Origin of the sequence: Tenacibaculum aiptasiae (genome assembly GCF_965221665.1) — a bacterium.
GTDB lineage: Bacteria > Bacteroidota > Bacteroidia > Flavobacteriales > Flavobacteriaceae > Polaribacter > Polaribacter aiptasiae.
This window is the reverse complement of the sequence record NZ_CBDCSN010000002.1, coordinates 374,122-389,761: the sequence shown is the minus strand read 5'-3', so window position 1 is coordinate 389,761 and position 15,640 is coordinate 374,122. Positions and strand designations below refer to the sequence as shown.

General features: G+C 30.6%; 11 protein-coding genes. 8 read left to right on the top strand and 3 right to left on the bottom strand.

Annotation, left to right across the window (positions count from 1 at the left end):
- Positions 1 to 76: 76 nt before the first annotated feature.
- Entirely contained in the window at positions 77 to 3,508 is a 3,432-nt protein-coding gene (locus ACOQN8_RS02100; RefSeq protein ID WP_420551407.1) for a methylmalonyl-CoA mutase family protein, read from the bottom strand.
- A gap of 236 nt (positions 3,509 to 3,744) precedes the next feature.
- Between ACOQN8_RS02100 and ACOQN8_RS02095 the strand changes: the two genes are divergently transcribed.
- From ACOQN8_RS02095 to ACOQN8_RS02070, 6 genes are all read left to right on the top strand, one after another.
- Positions 3,745 to 4,854 carry a helix-turn-helix domain-containing protein gene (locus ACOQN8_RS02095; RefSeq protein ID WP_420551406.1) on the top strand — a complete coding sequence of 370 codons (1,110 nt, stop codon included), beginning with the start codon at positions 3,745 to 3,747 and terminating at the stop codon, positions 4,852 to 4,854.
- Between the two features lie 180 nt (positions 4,855 to 5,034).
- Positions 5,035 to 6,162 carry a helix-turn-helix domain-containing protein gene (locus ACOQN8_RS02090; RefSeq protein ID WP_420551405.1) on the top strand — a complete coding sequence of 376 codons (1,128 nt, stop codon included), beginning with the start codon at positions 5,035 to 5,037 and terminating at the stop codon, positions 6,160 to 6,162.
- A gap of 117 nt (positions 6,163 to 6,279) precedes the next feature.
- Positions 6,280 to 6,654 (top strand): hypothetical protein, encoded by a 375-nt coding sequence (locus ACOQN8_RS02085; RefSeq protein WP_420551404.1) that lies wholly within the window; start codon positions 6,280 to 6,282, stop codon positions 6,652 to 6,654.
- A 162-nt stretch (positions 6,655 to 6,816) separates the two neighbouring features.
- Complete coding sequence (locus ACOQN8_RS02080; RefSeq protein WP_420551403.1) at positions 6,817 to 7,665, top strand: sterol desaturase family protein; 849 nt, start codon at positions 6,817 to 6,819, stop codon at positions 7,663 to 7,665.
- 7 nt (positions 7,666 to 7,672) lie between these two features.
- Positions 7,673 to 10,180: a DUF5686 and carboxypeptidase-like regulatory domain-containing protein gene (locus tag ACOQN8_RS02075; RefSeq protein WP_420551402.1), complete on the top strand. Its 2,508-nt coding sequence runs from the start codon at positions 7,673 to 7,675 to the stop codon at positions 10,178 to 10,180.
- A gap of 3 nt (positions 10,181 to 10,183) precedes the next feature.
- Positions 10,184 to 10,801 (top strand): DUF6134 family protein, encoded by a 618-nt coding sequence (locus ACOQN8_RS02070; RefSeq protein WP_420551401.1) that lies wholly within the window; start codon positions 10,184 to 10,186, stop codon positions 10,799 to 10,801.
- Here the strand turns inward: ACOQN8_RS02070 and ACOQN8_RS02065 are convergent.
- Both ACOQN8_RS02065 and ACOQN8_RS02060 read right to left on the bottom strand, forming a co-directional pair.
- Positions 10,796 to 11,050, bottom strand: coding sequence for a hypothetical protein (locus tag ACOQN8_RS02065; RefSeq protein ID WP_317132389.1), 255 nt, complete (start codon positions 11,048 to 11,050; stop codon positions 10,796 to 10,798). The two genes, ACOQN8_RS02070 and ACOQN8_RS02065, sit on opposite strands and share 6 nt — an antisense overlap.
- A 128-nt stretch (positions 11,051 to 11,178) precedes the next feature.
- Positions 11,179 to 12,063: a LysR family transcriptional regulator gene (locus ACOQN8_RS02060; RefSeq protein WP_420551400.1), complete on the bottom strand. Its 885-nt coding sequence runs from the start codon at positions 12,061 to 12,063 to the stop codon at positions 11,179 to 11,181.
- Positions 12,064 to 12,141: 78 nt separating this feature from the next.
- Between ACOQN8_RS02060 and hutH the strand changes: the two genes are divergently transcribed.
- Together hutH and ACOQN8_RS02050 are read left to right on the top strand one after the other, a co-directional pair.
- On the top strand, positions 12,142 to 13,629 hold the full coding sequence (gene hutH / locus ACOQN8_RS02055; RefSeq protein WP_420552802.1) for a histidine ammonia-lyase: 1,488 nt from the start codon (positions 12,142 to 12,144) through the stop codon (positions 13,627 to 13,629).
- A gap of 12 nt (positions 13,630 to 13,641) precedes the next feature.
- Entirely contained in the window at positions 13,642 to 15,636 is a 1,995-nt protein-coding gene (locus ACOQN8_RS02050; RefSeq protein ID WP_420551399.1) for a urocanate hydratase, read from the top strand.
- Positions 15,637 to 15,640 lie beyond the last annotated feature (4 nt).

Sequence of the window (15,640 nt, the reverse complement as noted above, 5' to 3'; positions counted from 1 at the left end):
AGGAAGCTGTTTTAAACATAAATAAAAAAGCCTCACAAATTAATGTGAGGCTTTTATTATTGTGTATATTAGAATATTACATGTTTCTTCTATATTGTCCACCAACTTTAAATAAAGCTTGTGTAATTTGTCCTAAAGAACAATACTTAGTAGCTTCCATTAACTTATCAAATAAGTTTTGGTTTTGAATAGCAGCTTCCTGTAAAATAGCTAATTGTTCTTGAACTTTTTCTTCATTAGCCTTATTTAATAATTCTTTAGTTTGAATTTGGAATTGTTTTTCTTCCTCAGTTGCACGGATAACTTCTGCTGGTTGTACAGTAGGAGAACCTTTTGAACTTAAGAAAGTATTTACACCAATTATTGGGAATTCACCAGTATGTTTTAAAGTTTCGTAATACAAACTTTCTTCTTGAATTTTAGAACGTTGGTACATTGTCTCCATAGCTCCTAAAACTCCACCACGTTCGGTAATTCTATCAAATTCTTCTAATACAGCAGCTTCTACTAAATCTGTCAATTCTTCAATAATAAAAGAACCTTGAATTGGATTCTCATTTTTAGCTAATCCTAATTCTTTATTAATAATTAACTGAATTGCCATAGCTCTTCTTACCGATTCTTCTGTAGGTGTTGTTATAGCCTCGTCATAAGCATTTGTATGTAAAGAGTTACAGTTGTCGTAAATAGCGTATAAAGCTTGTAATGTAGTACGAATATCATTAAAATCAATTTCCTGAGCATGTAATGAACGTCCAGAAGTTTGAATATGATACTTTAACATTTGAGCTCTTGGGTTAGCATTGTATTTATATTTTAAGGCTTTTGCCCAAATTTTACGAGCTACACGACCAATTACAGAATATTCAGGGTCAATACCATTAGAGAAAAAGAATGATAAGTTTGGTCCAAACTTATTAATATCCATTCCACGAGATAAATAATATTCTACATATGTAAATCCGTTAGCTAAAGTTAAAGCTAATTGAGTTATAGGGTTTGCACCAGCTTCGGCAATATGATATCCAGAAATAGAAACTGAATAGAAATTACGAACTTGTTTTTCAATAAAATATTCTTGAACATCACCCATTAAACGTAGGGCAAATTCAGTAGAGAATATACAAGTGTTTTGAGCTTGGTCTTCTTTTAAAATATCTGCCTGAACAGTTCCTCTTACTTGTGCTAAGGTTGCAGCTTTAATTTCAGCATAAACATCAGCAGGTAAAACCATGTCTCCAGTTAAACCTAAAAGCATAAGTCCTAAACCATCGTTACCTTCTGGTAAATCACCTTGGTATTTTGGTCTCTCTAAACCTTTAGAGTCATAAACTTCTTTAAACTTAGCTTCAACTTGCTTTTCTAACTTGTTTTCTTTGATGTATTTCTCACAATTCTGATCGATTGCAGCATTCATAAAGAAACCTAATAACATAGGAGCTGGACCATTAATAGTCATCGAAACAGATGTCATTGCGTGACTTAAGTCGAAACCTGAATATAATTTTTTAGCATCATCTAAACAGCAAATAGAAACTCCTGCGTTACCAATTTTACCATAAATATCTGGTCTGTGCCCAGGATCGTTTCCATATAAAGTAACAGAATCAAAAGCGGTAGATAAACGTTTAGCAGGCATTCCTAAACTTACATAGTGGAAACGTCTATTTGTACGTTCTGGTCCACCTTCTCCAGCAAACATTCTTGTTGGGTCTTCTCCAGTTCTTTTAAAAGGATATAACCCAGAAGCATATGGGAATTCACCAGGAACATTTTCTTGTAGGTTCCAACGTAATAAATCACCCCAAGCTTGATATTTAGGCAATGCTACTTTAGGAATTTGTGAATGAGAAAGTGACTCAGTATGAGTTGCGATTTTTATTTCCTTATTACGTACTTTAAATGTATAAATAGGATCTTTATATTTCTGAACTTTTTCCTGCCAGTTTAAAATAATTTCCCAGTTATGTGGATCAAGATTTAATTTTACTTTATCGAATTGTGCAATTAAAAGTTTGATGAAGTCTTGTTCGTCACTTTGAGTTTGCTTTAAAATTTCATCTTCGTTCAATCCTGTTTTTATAATTTCAACAGAAGTATTGATGATAGATTCAATTGTTTGGTGAATACCATATAATTTTTGAGCAACTGTTACTTGACCATCAACTTTTTTATCATAAGCTCTATTATTTTCTGATATTTCAGATAAATAACGAACTCTACTAGGTGGAATTACAAATATCTTTTCAGACATTTCCTTAGTAATTTCCATGCTAGATTTTAAATCAGCACCAGTTTTTTCAACTAACTTATCCATAATACGCTTATATAAGGTATTCATACCAGGATCGTTAAATTGAGAAGCAATTGTACCAAACACAGGCATGTCGTCCATATGAACATCCCATAAGTTATTGTTACGCATATATTGCTTTTTAACATCACGTATAGCATCTAAGGCACCACGTTTGTCAAATTTATTAATGGCAACTAAATCAGCAAAATCAAGCATGTCAATTTTTTCTAACTGAGTTGCAGCTCCAAATTCAGGAGTCATTACATATAAAGAAGTATCTGAGTGCTCAATAATTTCAGTATCAGATTGACCAATACCAGAAGTTTCTAAAATGATTAAATCAAATTCAGCAGCTTTTAAAACTTCAACAGCTTCATTTACATATTTAGATAAAGCTAAATTAGATTGACGTGTAGCTAATGAACGCATATATACTCGCTCATCGTTAATAGCATTCATACGAATACGGTCTCCTAATAAAGCCCCACCTGTTTTACGTTTTGAAGGATCAACAGAAATTAATCCAATTGTTTTATTAGGAAAATCAATTAAAAAACGACGTACTAATTCGTCAACTAAAGAAGATTTTCCAGCTCCACCAGTACCAGTAATTCCTAAAACTGGTGTTTTTGAGTTTTTATTTTTTTCATGAATAGCTTCTAAAGTTTCTTTAGCTACTTCAGGAAAGTTTTCAGCTGAAGAAATAATACGCGCAATGCTTCCAATTTCTTTATTTGCTAAGTTGTTTATTTCTCCATTTAATTTATCTCCAATGGCAAAATCAGATGTTTCTACCAAATCATTAATCATTCCTTGTAAACCTAACTCACGCCCATCATCTGGAGAATATATACGAGTAATCCCATAATCCATTAATTCCTTAATCTCCTCTGGAAGAATTACACCACCACCACCACCAAAAATTTTGATATGGCCAGCACCTCTTTCTTTAAGTAAATCGTACATATATTTAAAGTACTCCGTATGACCTCCTTGATAAGATGTCATTGCAATAGCATTTGCATCTTCTTGAATTGCACAGTTTACAACTTCTTCAACACTTCTATCATGACCTAAATGAATTACCTCTACACCAGTAGATTGTATAATTCTACGCATAATATTTATGGCAGCATCGTGACCGTCAAATAATGAAGCGGCAGTTACAATTCTAACTTTATGTTTGGGTTTATATGGTGCTATTTGTTCCATTCGTAAATTAACTTAAATTTTGGGTACGCAATTTACGGAAATATTAAAAAATAAAAGGATTTACTAAGAATAATAAAAGTTAATGTTGTTAGGGAATTACACTAAATGATTGTTAAAGTTTATATAAAGTTAAAAATGAGCATACTTTTTAAAAGTATTCTTCATTGTAAAAGGTAATTTTTTGTAACAAAACCAAAGTTAGAGCAACTTACTATAAGAAAAAAGAAAGCAATTGAATGGAAATTTTAAACCAGTTATCATTATTTAGTTATCTATTAGCATCTTTTTCTGCTATTATGATAGGTTTTTTATTTTTAACCTTGAAGATAAGAAAACAAAAAGGAAATGTTTTTTTAGTATTGTTTTTGTGGGCTTTAGGATTTAATATAATAAGTGATTTTCTAAATGATGAAGAGCTAGCTAATGTTTTTAATCATATTTCAATAGAAATTAATAGCTACTTGTTTATTATTCCGTCACTATTTATTTACATTATAATTGTTACGAAAGAGAGAGGAGGTTTTTGGTGGTTACTATTATATTTACCAGGTATCCTTTTGAATTTAATCCCTTTTAAAGACCCTGAGCTAGGAGAGGTTTTACATGAACTGATGTTTCTTTTTATGAATATCCCATTGTTAGTAATTGCTTTTTACTTTTTGAAAAGATATAGATTGAAGTTAGAAAACTATTATTCATATGTAGAAAATAAAACACTTTCATGGATTAAAGTAATTATGCTCACCATAGTTGGATTACATATTTTTATGTTTTTAAGTGGAATTTTATTCATAAATGATGACAGTGAATTTGTAGAAGTACAAATTGAATTTATTATAAGTTTAGTTACCTTTTTTATAGTGTATTGGATTGGTTATAATGGATTTCAGCAAGTAGCCTATATAAATGATGTTTCTGATAAAATAGCTAAAATAGAAGTAGAAAAAGAAGAAGTAGTAGAAGAAATTGTAAAGAATAATAAAGAAGTTGATGGTGTAAAGTTTAAAGAACTTTATACTAAAATAGAAAAAGAGAAATATTACAGAAATCCTAATTTAACTGTAAAACTTTTATCAGAGCTACTAACTGTAAAAGAAAGAGAATTATCTAACATGATAAATTTATGTGCTAAAAAGAATTTTCATCATTTTATAAATCAATTGAGAGTAGTAGAGTTTAAAAGATTGATAGAATCTGATAAAGCAATGCAATATTCAATTTTAGGGCTAGCAAAAGACGCAGGCTTTTCTTCAAAATCAACTTTTTACAAAGTTTTCAAACAAATAGAAGGTATGACACCTAGTGAATATAAGAGTAAATTGAAATGTCCAAGTAAACTTACATAAGAGTCATTTAGTTGAATACTTCCCTAATTTAATAGAAATTTCTAGTTTTTTAAAAGTAAGTCTTGTATGTTGCGCAGAAGTTTTAGAGTTTATAAGTAATAAAAACTAGATAAAGCTCGTTTTTGTAACCAAAGTGTCAGTATTGGGTAGACTGATTCATAATTTAAAGCATTAATTTCATTGAAGAACTTAGAACTTATATCACTGTTATTTGATTTGTTAACAGCTTTTTCGGGTATAACTATTGGAATTCTTTTTATCACATTAAAAATTAAAAACCAAAAAGGAAATATATACTTGGCACTTTTTGTGTTGAGTTTGTCTATAGGTTTTTTAGAAGATCTTTTTGAAGACGAGAACTTAGGAATACTATCCGATAACATAAGAATAGTAATAGAAACGGATTTTTTTATCATGCCTTCTATATTCCTTTATGCTTTAACAGTGGCAAGGAAAAATATATCTTATGCTTGGTTACTACTCTATTTACCTGGGATTTTAATGAATATTATTGGTTTTTCAGATTCTGAAGGAGATGAGGTTTTACAAGGTTTATCATTTGTAGGGTTAAACTTTTCATTATTGTTTTTTTCTTTTAGAGTATTAAATAGGTTTAAAAAGAAATTGAAAAGTTATTATTCTTATATAGAAGACAAAAGTATTTCATGGGTTAAAATAATTGTAATCACAACCATCATTATACATTTCTATATACTCTTTGAAGGTGTTTTAATAATGGTATTTGATAACCATCCTTTAGAAGTATTCTTAGAATTAATTTTAAGTATGCTTACATTTTTTGTGGTGTATTGGGTAGGATATAACGGATTTCAACAGATTGGTTATATTAATGATGTTTCAGAAGCAGTTGCCTTAGTAGAAATTCCTGAGACGGAAAATGAGGACAATAATAATTTACAGCCCAAAAGTGTAGACGATGTAAATTTAGAGAAATATAAACGTTGTTGTGAACAAATATTAAAAGAGAAATATTTTACAAATCCAGATTTAACTTTAAAACTACTTTCAGGTTTTCTATTTATAAAAGAAAGAGAGTTATCTGAACTTATAAATTCATGTGCAAAAAGTAATTTTCATGGCTTTATTAATAAGTTTAGAGTAGAAGAGTTTAAGAAACTATTAAGCTCGGACAAAGTTGTACATTATTCAATATTAGGACTAGCGAAAGATGCTGGTTTTTCTTCAAAGTCAACGTTTTATAAGGTGTTTAAAGAGGTTGAAGGAGTCACTCCAAGTGAGTATAAAAATAGGTTAAGAAGTCCGAATACGTGTTCTAGGACTTGTTAAAAAGAATTTTTTTAATCGTGTAACGTTTCTTTGCTGACAGGTAATTGTAACGTTATTTATTGAAGGGATAAAGTTACTTTTCTATAAGTACATGTCTAATTTTTAAAACAAATCACGATGAAAAAAATAATAGTAACCATGATTATACTTTGGTTGGGGTATGCACCAGCACAAGGTCAAGAAATTTCTAAACAGATTTTTGGTAAATGGCAATTAAAACAAGTAGAAATCATGGGGCAGAAAGGAACTCCTATGGAAGTTTTTGGAGTTGCCGAGGCCTATCAAGAATACCAAAAGCCAAATAAATTTACAGGTTTTTTAGGGGAGAAAGTAAGCGGAAGTTTTATTGTTGATGATAAATCAAAAACAATTACTGTAAAAGCAGGAGAGGACGATGCTGCTTTTAAAATAAAAAGCTTTACTGCTCAAAAAATGGTACTTGACATAGCTACCGAAGAGGGTGTTCTGACCCTACACTATCAGAGAAAATAACTGTTGTTTAAAGTTTAATAAATCTAGTATTTAACTCTATTCATTAGAGTAGTATTATCATTAGTCTTACATCATGCTTATATTAAAAGCATGATGTAGGATAGGATAACTATAGCCGTCAACCAACCAAATTAACGTTATAGTAACTTAAAAAAATCCACTATGTCTCTATTTAATGAAAACCCTTTGGTTTTACAATTAATCGTTTATGCTTTTATTATTTTTTTCTTTTGGGGGTTAGAATTAGTACTGTTTTCTCAAAAAGTAAAAGAAAAAGCACTTCATTCATTATTAAATGCAAAGTTTATAATTTTTGTGTTACCAGTTCAAATTGGGCTTTCTACCATAGTATTTATGGTAGCAAATTGGACAGTTAAAGAAAAATGGGGTTTACTTTACCAATTGCCTTTAGAAGAGTTTTCAATATTACACTTTATTGTAGCTTTTATATGTATTGATTTTTTTGATTACTGGTACCATGTAATGATGCATAGAGTTCCATTTTTTTGGAGATTTCATCAAATACATCATAGCGATATGGATGTAGATATTTCAACAACAGTAAGAGAACATCCAGGGGAAACTACTGTAAGAGTAAGTTTTTTAATAGCTATAGTTTTCGTTTTAGGAGTTCCAGTAGAGTTCTTATTAATAAAACAGTTTATTCAAAGTTTTATCAATTTAACATCTCATTCAAAGGCAAAATTGCCAGAAAAGGTAAACAATATTGTATCGCTTTTATTCGTCACACCAAATACACATCATATACATCATCATTATGTATTACCGCAAACTGATAGTAATTATGGTGATATATTTTCTATTTGGGATCGATTGTTTTCAACATTCAGTAAAATGAAACAATCTGACATTGTACATGGAATAGATACCAATATGGATGTAGAAGAAAATAAAGATTTTAAAAATTTAATTACACGTCCGTTTGATGAAAACAGAGAGCATTCAACTAATCCTATTTATAAAAAAGTAAAGTTAAAAACAGTAAAGTAGTTTTAGGATGAAGATGAGGTTAGTAGTAGTGTTTATTTTCATATACACTACATTGAGTGCACAGACAAAAGTTAGTGGTAAAATTTTAGATGAGAATAATGAACCTTTACCATATGTAAATGTTTTTTTTAAAGGAACTACTATAGGTACAGTAAGTGATGAAAAAGGAGAGTTTTATATACAAAGTGCTAAAAAGCAATCAGTAATATCAATTGTTTTTCTAGGTTTTCAAACTCAAGAAATTGAATTGAAAGATAGAATAACAAATGGAGTAAAGGTTACGTTAAAAGAAGATAATACCACTTTAGAAGAAGTAGTAATAGTTAAGCGACCAAAAAAGAGAGTCAAGAAGGAAGAGAACCCAGCGTATAGAATATTAAAAGAAATCTGGAAAAAGAAGAAAAAAAATGGACTTTCATTGGTTAGGTCGTATCAATATGATCAGTATAATTCAAGAGAGCTTGGTTTTGGAAACATGGATAGTGCTTTTGTTCGTAAAGTTTTACGTAAAAAGTTTCAGGACTTAAAAGATAATGTGCAAAAAAACTATGACAATGATACTTATTATTTACCTGTAGAGTTTATAGAGAAAAGTGAAAAAGTTTATGGGAATAATTTATTGCATAAAGAAAGAAGAGACGTTGAAGGAGAACGAAAAATAGGAATACATCAATTAGGGAAATATGTAGATAGAGCGACTACTATTTTTCAAGAAATAGATGTGTATAACGATAATGTATTTATTTTAGATAAAACCTTTATTAGTCCAATTTCTACAACAGGGTTTGGAAGCTATGATTACGTGCTTTCAGATAGTTCAACGGTAAATAATAGAAAAGAATATACCATTCATTTTTTTCCTCGACAAAAAGGAGATTTGGTATTCAAAGGTCATATGAAAGTTGCCGATAAAAGCTTTGCTTTAACTTCTATTGATATGGAAATTTTAAAAGATGTAAATCTGAATTTTGTTAGAGACTTATCAATAGAGAAAACATTTTTATTAAAAAACGATAGTATTTATTTGCCGAAAACAAATAAATATAAAGGAGAATTTACTTTTTTGACAAAGAATAATAAGGAAAAAGGCATTTATCTAATAAAGAAAGAAAAGTTCTCAAAATATGTTTTTGATAGAGAAAAATCGGCAGCTTTTTATGATGTAAAAATAGTTCAAAATTCAGCCAATCAATTTAAAAAAGCTGATACTTACTGGAACATAAAGCAAGATGAAGCAGCAAAAAATACATTTAAACTTGTAGATAAAGTAAAATCTAGTAGTAAAGTAAAAAAGATAACGGGTACCATATATACGTTATCAGATGGTTATTTTACACCAATTACAGGAATACAGTTAGGAAATATATTTACTACAACTGCAAGAAATGATGTCGAGGGAATTAGGTTAAGATTAGGTTTTAGAACCTTTAGGACTAATAATGACCGAATGAAATTATTAGGTTATGGAGCCTATGGATTCAAAGATAAAAAGTTTAAATATGGTCTAGAAGGTAGGTATTTGGTTTCGTCAAAACCAAGAATAACTATTGGAGCAGCTTATATGGATGATGTTGAACAAATGGGGTTTACCAGATTTAATGAAAGAGATTTAATACCACAGCCAGACAAAGGTCCGAAAGCAGTTTTTGTAAGAGGAGATAATTATTTTTTAGCGAAAGTGAAAAAGAAAATGTTCCGATTTGATGTAGAGATAGCTAAAAACTTTAACATGGGAATTAAGTTGGCTCATGAAAAAATATCATCGGCAGATCCAAAACGTTTTTCTATGGCATTTTTTGATGAGAAAAAGAATCAAGCAATAAACGTAACCAAAGATGTGTATTCTGATTTTTATTTAAGCTACCAACCAGGAAGAATTACAGAAGGTTTTGGGGTTGATAGACAGTTAGGAACAAAATTGCATCCTAAATTACTAGTAAATTATAAAAAGGCATATAAAGGAATCTTTGGAGGTAATGTAGATTATGAAAAGTTATCAATTCTATATAACCATCCAATACCAGTAGGGAAATTTGGAGTATTCGACCCAACTATTATAGCTGCAAAAACATTCGGAAAAACACCTTTATCGGTGTTAACAGCAGTGCCTTCAAATCAAACTTATTTCTTAACACCTAACACATTTGCCTTGTTAGATTATTATGATTTTGTAGCAGATAGTTCAATTGAAGGTCATTTTGAACAGCATTTTAATGGTTTGATATTTAACCGTATTCCTTTAATTAAAAAGCTAGGATTGAGAAGTTTACTGGCTTTTAGAGCAGTTTATGGAAGTATTTCCGATAAAAATAAAAAGATAAATAGATCAACGATAAAATATGCAGCACCAAATAGGAAACCATATTTTGAATATGGTTTTGGAATAGAAAATATAGGTTATGGGAATTTAAGACCCTTACGTGTTGATTTTATTTGGAGAGGAGATTTTAAAAATGTAAACGGACCAGTAAGCCCAGGTTTTGGAATACGAGTTGGCTTTAAAACATCATTTTAACTTATGAAAACAAAAATTGAACTAATAATTATTGTACTGTTTTTAGCAAGTGCTACATTGTACGGACAAGAATACATTTATGATGTAAAGGTTTTTGGAAAAAAAATAGGAACAGTTACGGCAAATAGAATTCAAGAAGGAACTAAAACAGTTTATAAAACTAGTTCCTTTTCATCAATTCGCTTTTTTGGAAAAAAAGAAATTTCAACTTTTATGGAAACTGTGTATGAAAATGATATTTTACAAAGGAGTTTTTATGAAGTGAAAAAAAATAAGAAAACTAGAGAAAAAGCAGTTTTAGAATATAAGAAGGATAAATATTTTATTATAACCGATGGTAAAGAAACATATCATGATAAACCCATATTTTTGAGTACTATAATGTTAACTTATCATAGACCGAAAAATAACGAAAGAGTCTTTGAAGAGGTAGGAGGTTTTTATAAAACCATGGTGAAAATAAGTGAAAATAAGTTTGATTTAATTAACCCAAATAGCAGGCACAAAGATACTTATATATATAATGAAGAAGGGGTTTTGAAAAAGTGTATAGTTCGAAAAACCTTATTCAATTTTGAAATGATTTTAAAAACGGAAAAAAAGCAATTAGGAAAATTATAAATAATGGATAAAGCTCCAAAACTTTCTTTTTTCTAAATAATATAGATTCGTTTCGTTTAAATAAGCTTCTCGTTCAAAGCTTAAGTTTTTATAAGCTAAATGGCGGTTTTTATAAATAATCAACTTAACTAGCCATTCAATAATGTAAAACAAGAAAAAGAAAATAATAAGTAATTCCTGTTGTTGTCTTAAATGAATTTTTTCATGATTAATTAATTCGTAGTTATACCTTAAATCTTTTCTTTTCAAAAAAATAAAAGGATATAAGGTTAGCCCAATGAACCCTTTCGGGATGATATGTTTAGAGATAAAAATCATGATAAGATTATGGTGTAAAAATAACCATTTTATATTTTATAAGAATGAAAAGAGTGTTTTTAAGTAGTAATCTTTTCTATAAGAGAAGCCACAATGGGGTTTCTATTATTCTTATCCCATACAACAGAAAGTGTTGTTCGTTGAGGTATTTTATGGAGCTCAATAAACTTTACGTTCATGTTGTATCCTTTTTGAAGTGACTTAGGAACAATAGATAAACCAAAATTGTTTTCAACTAATTTATAAATAGAAGCAGCATGAATTGTATTATGAGAAACAATGGGAGTAAAGCCACTCTCATCAAAGATTTGCATTATTTTTTCATAATAAGACGGACTATAAGAAGGATCAAATAAAATAAAAGATTCATCTTTTAATTCTTGTAAACCTTTAAAATTAGAAGCATTTATTGGATGGTTTTTGGGTAATACTAAGCAAAAAGATTCTTTTAGAATAGGTTTAATATTTAAACCTCTTGGAACTCTATCTAAACGTACAAAACCAACGTCAATGTCATGAGAAAGTAAACTTTCAATTTGCTTCTGATTATCCATTTCTTTTAACCCAAACTGTACATTAGGATGTTCTTTTTTAAATTGAATTAATAAATTAGGGATAATGTCTTGCATAGCAGAGCCAACATAACCAAATTCTAACTTACCTTGTTTACCATCTTGAAGAAGCTTCGCATAGTCTAAAATGTTATCTAAGTTTTTCAGATTTCTTGTAAGCTCATTTTTAAGATATAAACCCGCAGAAGTCAATTCAACTTTTCTGTTATGTCTCACAAATAATTCGACACCTAAATCATCTTCCATTTGTTTAATTTGTCTACTTAAACCTGGCTGTGAAATAAAAAGACGTTCAGCAGCTTTTCTAAAGTGTAAGTCTTCAGCAACAGCCAAAAAATATCTAAAGTGTCTTAATTCTATTTGATAACTCATAGTTATTAATTGATGATTTAATTGATATTGTTGGTTATCAAAATTAAAAATAACTTTGTGAAAAATGAAATAATAGACATGTTTAAATACGGAATAGATCACTTAACGGTAGACAAAGTAATTGCAATTGCCGAAGGAACTTTAAAAGCAGAAATAACATCTGAAGCTAAAGATAAAGTAAATGTATGTAGAGGGAAGGTTGATAAAATGGCAAATTCTGATGCCGCTATTTATGGTATAAATACAGGTTTTGGTCCATTATGTGACGTGCAAATTACACCAGAAGAGACAAGTAAGTTACAAGAAAACTTATTAATTACACATGCGGTTGGAGTAGGGAACCCTATAGATAAAAAGTTATCTAAAATCATGATGATATGTAAAGTACATGCGTTATGTCAAGGATTTTCAGGAGTACGTTTAGAAATGATAGAACGTATAGTATATTTTATTGAAAATGATTTATTGCCAGTAGTTCCAGAACAAGGTTCAGTAGGGGCTTCAGGAGATTTAGCACCATTATCTCACCTATTTTTACCATTGTTAGGAGAAGGAGAGTTTTGGGTAGGAGATAGTATAGAATCAGCAAAAAAAGTATTAAAAGATAATGGTTTAGAACCTTTAATATTACAAGCCAAAGAAGGGTTAGGGTTGATAAACGGAACACAGTTTATATTAGCACATGCTATACTTGGTTTGAAAAAAATGGAGTATTTGTTAGATTTGGCTGATGTTGCTGGAGCTATGACTTTAGAAGGTTATTCAGGTAATGTATCACCATTTAAAGAAGAGTTACATAAAATACGTCCATTTGAAGGGAATTTAAAAGTAGCGGAACGTATGAGAATGCTTTTAAAAGATTCTCAAAATGCAGAAGATACTAGTTTCCCAAGAGTACAAGATCCATATTCTATTCGTTGTATGCCGCAAGTGCATGGAGCATCAAGAAATGCTTACAATCATTTAAATGAAATGGCTGAAATAGAAATGAATTCTGTAACAGATAACCCAATTGTATTAAGTGAAACAGAAGCAATATCAGGAGGGAACTTCCATGGACAACCTTTAGCAATGGTGTTAGATTATGCATCAATCGCAGTTGCTGAGTTAGGTAATATTTCAGATAGACGTTCATATTTGTTATTAGAAGGAAAATACGGTTTACCTAGATTATTAACTACAGCTGGCGGATTGAATTCAGGTTTTATGATTCCTCAATATACTACAGCAGCTTTAGTAACTGAAAATAAGTCATTGTGTTTTCCACCGTCGGCAGATAGTGTGCCTACTTCATTAGGTCAGGAAGATCATGTTTCTATGGGAAGTATTTCAGGAAGAAAATTCAATCAAATTTTAGGGAATTTAGATAAAATATTAGCAATAGAGTTTATGTATGCTGCACAGGCAATGGACTTTAGAAGACCAAATAAGTTTTCATCAATCATAGAAGAAAACTTTAAACTAATTAGAAATAAAGTAGCTAAATTAGAGGAAGATAGAGTATTAAAAGATGATATTAATGCTTTGGTAGCAATGGTTAAAAATCAAGAATTTAAAGTAGCATAAAAAGAAATTATTATGACATTCAAAGAACAAATACAACAAGGAATTCCAAATGAGTTACCAGAAATTCCAGTATACGATTCATCAATAAACAGAGCGCCTAAGCGTAAAGAAATTTTAACCACAGAGGAGAAAAAATTAGCACTAAGAAACGCATTACGTTATTTTGATAAAGAACACTATGAGGTATTATTACCAGAGTTTGCTGAGGAGTTAGAAAAATATGGACGTATTTATATGTATCGTTTCCGTCCTACTTACAAAATGCATGCACGTGATATTGAAGAATACCCAGGGAAATCGTTACAAGCGAAAGCTATTATGTTAATGATTCAGAATAATTTAGATTATGCGGTAGCGCAACACCCACATGAGTTAATTACTTATGGAGGAAATGGAGCAGTATTTTCTAACTGGGCTCAATATTTACTAACAATGAAGTATTTATCTGAAATGACAGATGAACAAACTTTAGTAATGTATTCAGGGCATCCAATGGGATTATTTCCATCTCATAAAGATGCACCAAGAGTTGTGGTTACAAATGGAATGATGATACCTAATTATTCAAAACCAGATGATTGGGAAAAATTCAATGCTTTAGGAGTTACTCAATATGGGCAAATGACAGCAGGAAGTTACATGTATATAGGTCCTCAAGGAATTGTACATGGAACAACAATTACAGTATTAAATGGATTTAGAAAGATAGGGAAATCGCCAAAAGGAAGTTTGTTTGTTACTGCTGGTTTAGGAGGAATGAGTGGAGCACAACCAAAAGCTGGAAATATAGCAGGATGTATTACAGTTTGTGCAGAAGTAAACCCTAAGATTACACAAATACGTTTAGATCAAGGTTGGATAGATGAAAAAATTACCGATTTAGATGAATTAGTAAAGAGAGTTAAAGAAGCTAAAGCAAATGAAGAAGTAGTTTCAATAGCTTATTTAGGAAATATAGTTGAGGTTTGGGAGAAGTTTGCAGAGGAGAATGTACATATTGATTTAGGATCTGACCAAACATCATTGCATAATCCATGGGCAGGAGGATATTATCCAGTTGATCAGTCATTTGAAGAATCAAACGATATGATGGCAAATAATCCAGAGTTATTTAAGGAAAAAGTACAAGAAACACTACGTCGTCATGCGGCAGCTATTAATAAGCACACAGTTAAAGGTACCTATTTCTTTGATTATGGAAATGCATTTTTATTAGAAGCGAGTAGAGCAGGAGCAGATGTAATGAATCCAAATCCTACATTAGGTAGAGAGTTTAAATATCCAAGTTATGTACAGGATATTATGGGACCTATGTGTTTTGATTATGGTTTTGGACCATTCCGTTGGGTATGTGCTTCAGGAAAACCAGAAGATTTAGCTAAAACAGATGAAATTGCTTGTAGCGTATTAGAAGAAATAAGAAAGAATTCGCCAGAAGAAATTCAGCAACAAATGGCTGACAATATTCAGTGGATTAAAGGAGCTCAAGAAAACAAATTAGTAGTAGGGTCTCAGGCACGAATTTTATATGCAGATGCAGAAGGAAGAATGAAAATAGCACAAGCGTTTAATGATGCTATTGAGAGAGGTGAAATAGGTCCAGTTGTATTAGGACGTGATCATCACGATGTATCAGGAACAGATTCTCCATACCGAGAAACTTCAAATATTTACGATGGTTCTCGTTATACCGCAGATATGGCTATTCACAACGTAATTGGAGATAGTTTTAGAGGAGCTACATGGGTCTCAATTCACAACGGAGGTGGAGTAGGATGGGGAGAAGTTATGAACGGAGGATTTGGCATGCTTCTTGATGGTAGTTTAGATGCATCAAGACGCTTAAAATCAATGCTTTTTTGGGATGTAAACAACGGAATTGCACGTCGTAGTTGGGCAAGAAATGAAGAAGCAGTTTTTGCTATTAAACGTGCCATGAACGTAGAGCCGAACCTAAAAGTAACTTTACCAAACTTAGTGGATGATGCATTATTAGAAAATGTATAAACCC

What these genes read in the sequence shown, in the direction of transcription:
- ACOQN8_RS02100 (WP_420551407.1), bottom strand. Translation starts at nt 3,508, where the DNA reads ATGGAACAAATAGCACCATATAAACCCAAACATAAAGTTAGAATTGTA.
- ACOQN8_RS02095 (WP_420551406.1), top strand. Translation starts at nt 3,745, where the DNA reads ATGGAAATTTTAAACCAGTTATCATTATTTAGTTATCTATTAGCATCT.
- ACOQN8_RS02085 (WP_420551404.1), top strand. Translation starts at nt 6,280, where the DNA reads ATGAAAAAAATAATAGTAACCATGATTATACTTTGGTTGGGGTATGCA.
- ACOQN8_RS02080 (WP_420551403.1), top strand. Translation starts at nt 6,817, where the DNA reads ATGTCTCTATTTAATGAAAACCCTTTGGTTTTACAATTAATCGTTTAT.
- ACOQN8_RS02075 (WP_420551402.1), top strand. Translation starts at nt 7,673, where the DNA reads ATGAAGATGAGGTTAGTAGTAGTGTTTATTTTCATATACACTACATTG.
- ACOQN8_RS02070 (WP_420551401.1), top strand. Translation starts at nt 10,184, where the DNA reads ATGAAAACAAAAATTGAACTAATAATTATTGTACTGTTTTTAGCAAGT.
- ACOQN8_RS02060 (WP_420551400.1), bottom strand. Translation starts at nt 12,063, where the DNA reads ATGAGTTATCAAATAGAATTAAGACACTTTAGATATTTTTTGGCTGTT.
- hutH (WP_420552802.1), top strand. Translation starts at nt 12,142, where the DNA reads ATGTTTAAATACGGAATAGATCACTTAACGGTAGACAAAGTAATTGCA.
- ACOQN8_RS02050 (WP_420551399.1), top strand. Translation starts at nt 13,642, where the DNA reads ATGACATTCAAAGAACAAATACAACAAGGAATTCCAAATGAGTTACCA.